The sequence below is a fragment of the Paraburkholderia sp. Ac-20336 genome (assembly GCF_017105025.1).
Taxonomy (GTDB): domain Bacteria; phylum Pseudomonadota; class Gammaproteobacteria; order Burkholderiales; family Burkholderiaceae; genus Paraburkholderia.
Map to the genome: position 1 here is coordinate 126803 of NZ_JAAGPS010000006.1, position 6624 is coordinate 133426.

Genomic DNA, 6624 nt, shown 5'->3' on the forward strand with positions numbered 1-6624 from the left:
GTCTTTTCGTCTTGGAAACGGCGCTTATACTAGGTTTCAAGTTCACTTGAAGGTCAAGTCAGATGAAGATTGGAGAACTGGCCGCGCGCACCGGCATGGCCGCTTCGGCAATCCGTTTCTACGAACAGCGCGGCTTGTTGCCTGCGGCCACGCGCGGGGCGAACGGTTACCGGATCTACGACGAATCGGCGGAAGAGCGGCTCAAGCAGATTCAACTGGCGCAAAAGCTCGGCTTTACGCTGGACGAAATGCAGACGGCGATCAAGGAAATGGGGGATTTTTCGCAGGACGGGTTGCTCGGACGGATCGATCGGAGGCTAGGCGAAATCGATGCGCTGCGCACGCGGCTCGACGAGCAGCGCCGTGTACTGCTCGGGGTGCGCGACGCGCTTCAGGCCGAGTGGGCGGCGGGGCGTTGCTTCAAGGTGGATCGGTTCGAGGAGCGGCAGGGCGTGGCGCGCCGCGCCGATGCCGCGCTGCCGCGCAAAGGGGCGAAGCTCCGCTGAGCGGGTCCGGGCCGGAGCCGGGGCGATCTCCGTTGCGATTGGCCGACACGGCCACGTCTGTCCGACGCGTAAAATGGCGGGCTATCGCAAGCGAGCACAGGCACGCGCCGCCGGACCACGTCGCCGGGCGGTCGCGCCTGCCTTCGCCGGTTTGAACAGGAACGCACGCGGATGTCGTCAGTTTTCTTCGATCGGGAAAGCATTACGGAATGGCTCGGTGACTGGACGGTCGCGAAAGCGCGCTCGGTAGGCGCGGTCAGCAACGTGACGTGGCAGGGCGCGACGCTGAGCGGCGACGTGCAGGGCTCGCGGCCGCGGCCGTACCGGACGCGCGTGCGTTTTCGCACCGACGGCGGTTCGCCGTGGGCGCAAAGCGACTGCACGTGCCCGGTCGGCCGCGATTGCAAGCACGTCGCGGCGCTGCTGCTCGCGGAACTCGACTATCACGACGAGATGGATCACATCACGCAGGTGGAAGAAAAGAGCGGCGAGCGCAGGGCGGATGCTTCCGTCGCGGAGCCGACGATCGTCGCGCCCGGCGAGCCGTCGTCGAGCGTGCGTCCGGAACTCGTGAGCTGGCTTGAACGTTTTCGCGCCCGCTCGCAGGCGGCCGATGCCGCCGCGAAGAAAGCCGAGGTGCGCAAGGCGGGCGCCGCCCGCTCCGAAACGCTGGTCTACCGGCTCAACTGGTCGCGTTTTCAGATGCGCCACGAAGTCGTGCTGCACCGCGCCCGCTGCGCGGCCGACGGCACGATCGTCGAAATCGGCGAGACCTGGGACGACGTCGAGGCCGCGCTTCTGAAGCAGCCTCGCTTCGTGTCCGACGAAGACCTGTCGATCCTGCGCGGCCTGTGGCTTGGCCGCTCGCGCGAGGATTTCGGCCAGTTCGTGCTGCGCGGCGCGAGCGGCGCCGAGACCTTGCAGAAGCTGATCCTGACCGGCCGCCTGTTCTTCGACTTCGGAACCGCACCGGGAGAGGCGGGGCCGAGGCCGCTCGCGCGCGCCGCCGACCGGCCCGGCCGCATCGAATGGGAGCCGCTTGCCGACCGGCGTCTGCGTCCGGTGCTGCGCACCGAGCCGCGCGCGAGCATGGTGCTGCCGACCGAGCCGGTCTGGTACGTCGACGGCGTCGCGCACGAGGCCGGTATCGTGCCGCTCTCGCTGCCGTTCCAGCAGTTGCCCGATTACCTCGCCATGCCGCCGATCTCGCTCGCCGAGGCGCCGCTCGTCGCGTCGGTATTGCGCGAGGTGGCGCCGGAACTGCCGCCGCCGCCCACTCACGAGGCGTCCGCGCTGCGCGTGATCGACGTCGATCCGGTGCCGGTGCTCACGCTCGACAGCCATGAGGCCGCGGGCGCAAAAGCGGCGAAGGCGGCGAAGGCGGCGAAAGCGGCGGGCCCGCGCAAGTCGGCGGCGCTCGAACTGGCCGCCGTGAGCTTCGACTACGACGGCGTCAGCATCAACGCCGACAGCGGCGTGACGCTCGTGCCGCTGCCGGGCGGCGACGTGATCCATATCCGCCGCCGCTACGAGGCCGAGAAAAAGCGCCTGCTCGAACTGCGCAAGACCGGTCTGCAGAAGGTGCCGACGCGCAGCGTCTATGCGTCGCGTCTCTTGCCCGACACGATGCTCGGTCTGCCCGATGCCGATGCATGGTCCGGGTTCGTCAACGAGGCGGTGCCCGAGCTCGTCGCCAAGGGCTGGCGCGTGACGATGGCGCCGGAGTTCCGCTACAACGTGATCGAGATCGACGCGATCGACGGCACCGCGCGCGAGGCCGGCGACGGCTGGTTCGATCTCGAGATGGGCATTCGCGTCGGCGAGCGCAACGTGCGGCTCGAGCCGCTGCTTGCCGACCTGTTCCGGCGCGACCGGCGCTGGCTTGGCGGCGCGCTCGAAACGATCGGCGACAGCGAGCCGATCGAGCTGAAGACCGAGGAAAACAAGCGGCTGCGGCTGCGCGCCGATCGCCTGAAGCCGGTCGTGCGCGTGCTCGTCGATCTGTTCGACTCGCTCGGCGGCGCGCTCGCCGAAGGTGCGCCGCTGCGCGTGGCCGCCGTCGATGCCGGCCGGCTCGCCGCGCTCGACGACACCGGCCGCTGGCAATTCAGCGGCGACGACTCGATCCGCGAACTCGCGCGCCGTCTGCAAGCCGGGCCGGGGCTGCGCGCAGTGCCGGTGCCGCGCGGTCTGAAGGCGGCGTTGCGCGCGTATCAGCAGCAGGGCCTCGACTGGATGCAATTTCTGCGCGAGCAGGATCTCGCGGGCGTGCTCGCCGACGACATGGGCCTCGGCAAAACCGTGCAGACGCTCGCGCATATTCTCGCGGAGAAAGAAGCCGGGCGGCTTGCGCGTCCCGCGCTGATCGTCGTGCCGACCACGCTCGTGCACAACTGGCGCGAGGAAGCGCGCCGCTTCGCGCCGGAGTTGAAGGTGCTCGTGCTCAACGGGCCGCAACGCAAGGAGCGCTTCGAGCAGATCGGCGCACACGAGCTGATCCTGACGACCTATGCGCTGCTGTGGCGCGACCAGAAGGTGCTGGCCGAACACGACTACCACCTGCTGATTCTCGACGAAGCGCAGTACGTGAAGAACGCGTCCACCAAGGCCGCGCAGGCGATTCGCGGGTTGCGCGCGCGGCATCGGCTGTGTCTGACGGGCACGCCGCTCGAAAATCATCTCGGCGAGCTATGGTCGCAGTTCGATTTTCTGCTGCCGGGCTTTCTCGGCACCCAGAAGGACTTCACGCGGCGCTGGCGCAATCCGATCGAGAAGAACGGCGACGACGTGCGCCGCGCGCTGCTCGCGCGCCGCATCAGGCCGTTCATGCTGCGCCGTCGCAAGGACGAAGTCGCGAAGGAACTGCCGGCCAAGACCACGATCGTGTGCCCGGTCGATCTCGAAGGCGCGCAGCGCGATCTGTACGAGACGGTGCGTATCGCCATGCAGGAAAAGGTGCGCGCGGCGGTCAGCGCACAGGGGCTCGCGCGCAGCCACATCATCGTGCTTGACGCGTTGCTGAAGCTGCGCCAGGTGTGTTGCGATCCGCGGCTGGTCGCCGCAGCCGGGGCGGCCGGCGGCGCTGCCGCGCGTGGCGAGCGCCAGATGCGCTCGGCCAAGCTCGATCTGCTGTTGTCGATGCTGCCCGAGCTGATCGAAGAAGGGCGCCGCGTACTGCTGTTCTCGCAGTTCACCGGCATGCTCGCGCTGATCGCGGCCGCGCTCGACGAGGCCGCGATTTCCTACGTGATGCTGACCGGCGCCACGACCGATCGCGTGACGCCCGTCGAGCGGTTCCAGCAGGGCGACGTGCCGCTGTTCCTGATCAGCCTGAAAGCGGGCGGCGTGGGGCTGAACCTGACCGCCGCCGACACGGTGATCCACTACGACCCGTGGTGGAACCCCGCCGCCGAGAATCAGGCCACCGACCGCGCGCACCGGCTCGGCCAGGACAAGCCGGTGTTCGTCTACAAGCTGATCGCGGCGGGCAGCATCGAGGAAAAGATCGTGGCGTTGCAGGAGCAGAAGGCCGTGCTGGCCGACAGCATCCTCGCGGAAGACGCCGCCGGCACGGCGAAATTCTCCGACGACGACCTCGAGGCACTGTTCGCGCCGATGCCGGAGATCGAAGGCGCGAGGTGAGGGAAGTCGATGGCGTGAGATCGGAACCCCGGAGCGCGAGGGCAAGTTGTAACAAAACTCTTACATGCGTAAGTTTAATGTAAGTCAATGCGCAAGACGGCGTCTGCTCATATCAATATCGGACGCATGTGGCGCCGACCTTCGGCGCTATTGTGCGAAGTGGCGCCGGTAAGAGTTATCTCGCGAGCGGTTACAAAGGCAGTTCTTTCCTCTTGAGCGCGAATGTCGTCGCGGCTACCGTGGCGTGACTCGTGCGGCTAGACCCCGGCGAGCGTGTGTAGTGTTTGAGGCGGCGTTACCTCGGTGAGGCGACGCCGCTTTTTTTATCGACCGGCCGCCGGCCATCCTGGTCTTTCGCTGCTTCCTGCCCGATCCGAATCAATTCCGATCCCTCGTTCGATCTCGCGCAAGCCAACGGGTATCGGCGTTCTTGCGAGTCGATCGCGGAGGCATTCGGCGACACGAAGTTTCAACGAAATCTGACAATGTTTAAACCATTTATCTTGAGACTATTCCTATACTAACCAACAAATTGTTAAATCGAAGTTCTTTCACGAACTGGCTGAAAAGGGATTTGCAGACGGGGCCAAACACTTTCCCGGCAACGATAACAGTCTTGAGCACGTGCATTTCCCGGGACTCCGGCACACACCGGCGGTCATAGGAAAATCTAAGAAAAACGCGTAGGACGCTTTCAATCAGGTTTTTTTCGCGACGGATTGCCGCCACACGGCAGCCGGAAAAAGAGGGTTTCGATTATGATGATCTGCCCCGCATAATCGAATGCAATTTCGTCTATGCGCTGATTTCGAGCTTATGCGAAAGCAGTGCGAAACGGGGGCGAAGGCAAAGGACCATTTATTCAGGAATAGCAGCCGGACTCTTTTTGGGGAAGCCGGATCGGCGGTTCGCACCGTCATCCCGGCGCTCTGCCGGTTAGCCGGCGACCCGCCAGGAAAGGCGCTATTGCGTTGTGGGGTGTTATGAGAATTGCAGTCCTCGATGATGATTCGGCCCAGGCCGATCTTGTTTGTCAAACGCTGTCGGCGGCGGGGCATGTCTGCCACGCCTTTGGTGCGGGCAGAGAACTGGTGCGCCAGCTGCGGCGTCAGACGTTCGATCTGCTCGTGCTCGACTGGAACGTTCCCGACATGTCCGGCGAAGAGGTGCTGCGCTGGGTGCGCGAAAGCCTCTCCGAGCGCCTGCCGGTTCTGTTCATGACGAGCCGGGGCCGCGAAACCGACATCACCTCGATCCTGAATACCGGCGCGGACGACTATCTCGTCAAGCCCGTCTCCGCCGCGGTACTGCTTGCGCGCGTCGGTTCGCTGCTGCGCCGCGCCTACTATCTGAAGCCGCCGGCGAGCAAGGAAGTCTTCGGCGACTTCGAGTTCGACCTCGGCGCCAAGCACGTCGTCGTGCGCGGCACGCCGGTCGCCGTCACGCAGAAAGAGTTCGAGCTTGCGCTGCTGCTGTTCCAGCACCTGAGCAGGCCGCTGTCGCGCGCGCATATTCTCGACGTGATCTGGAAGCAGGCCACCGACATCCCGTCGCGCACGATGGACACCCACGTCTCGATGCTGCGCAGCAAGCTCGGTTTGCGCCCGGAGCAGGGCTACCGTCTGACGCCGATCTACGGCTACGGCTATCGCCTCGAGCGGATCGAAACCGATACGCCGCCGGCCGCCACCGCGGAACGTTCCGAAGCGGGGGAGGCGTGACGGTTTTCGTGGATACGGCAGCGCGCACCCGCGCTGCCATGCCGGGCCGCCGCTCCACCGCGTGGCTCGCGCTGGCCTGCCTGATGGCAACGAGCGCAATCGGCGGGAGCGCCGCCGCGCAGGCGCGCGCGAGTGGCGCGCCAGCCGGTGTCAAGGCGCCGCCTGCTTACGTGTCGTACACGACCCACGAGGGTGACACGCTGTACGACATCGCCGGCCGTTATATGGCCGATCACGCCGACTGGGCCTTGTTGAGCCGCCTTAATCACGTACCCGCGCCGCGCCGCATGCCGGCCGGCATCGTGCTGCGTCTGCCGACCGACAAGCTTCGCCAGGATCGGGACACGGCGCGTGTCGTCGCGATGAGCGGACCAGTCGAGCACGCCTTCGGCACGAGCCCGTACCTGCCGCTCAAGACCGGCACGACGCTTGCCGAAGGCGATCGCGTACGCACCGGCACGAACGGCTTCGCCACGCTCGAACTGCCCGACGGCTCGTACGTCACGGTCGCGCAGGACGGCGAACTCGACATCGAGAAATTGCGGCACACCGTGCTGACCGGCACGGGCGACCGCGTTTTCGATTTGCATCACGGCGAAGTCGAGAGCCAGGTGACGCATGCGACGCGGCCCGCGACAACGATCCTTCCATAGTCGGGATTGTGAGAAATCCTGAAATTTCTGGAGAAAGGCATTCCCGACAGTGAATCGCTCCGTCGCCCCGAGGCAACGACACTCGCCACCATGGGCCGGTCT

At 65.8% G+C, this 6624-nt stretch carries 3 protein-coding genes and 1 pseudogene; all 4 read left to right on the top strand.

The window, feature by feature from the left end; genetic code table 11:
• Positions 1 to 62: 62 nt before the first annotated feature.
• Complete coding sequence (locus GXB81_RS04780) at positions 63 to 506, top strand: MerR family transcriptional regulator (protein ID WP_167282918.1); 444 nt, start codon at positions 63 to 65, stop codon at positions 504 to 506.
• Positions 507 to 677: 171 nt separating this feature from the next.
• A complete protein-coding gene (locus tag GXB81_RS04785; RefSeq protein WP_205988512.1) occupies positions 678 to 4148 on the top strand; it encodes a DEAD/DEAH box helicase in 3471 nt (1156 codons plus the stop codon).
• 983 nt (positions 4149 to 5131) lie between these two features.
• Complete coding sequence (locus tag GXB81_RS04790) at positions 5132 to 5869, top strand: response regulator transcription factor (RefSeq protein WP_205988513.1); 738 nt, start codon at positions 5132 to 5134, stop codon at positions 5867 to 5869.
• 38 nt (positions 5870 to 5907) lie between these two features.
• A pseudogene (locus tag GXB81_RS04795) lies at positions 5908 to 6498 on the top strand (FecR domain-containing protein); the annotation flags it as partial.
• Positions 6499 to 6624 lie beyond the last annotated feature (126 nt).

Coding starts and splice junctions, on each gene's coding strand:
- GXB81_RS04780 (WP_167282918.1), top strand. CDS start 63: ATGAAGATTGGAGAACTGGCCGCGCGCACCGGCATGGCCGCTTCGGCA.
- GXB81_RS04785 (WP_205988512.1), top strand. CDS start 678: ATGTCGTCAGTTTTCTTCGATCGGGAAAGCATTACGGAATGGCTCGGT.
- GXB81_RS04790 (WP_205988513.1), top strand. CDS start 5,132: ATGAGAATTGCAGTCCTCGATGATGATTCGGCCCAGGCCGATCTTGTT.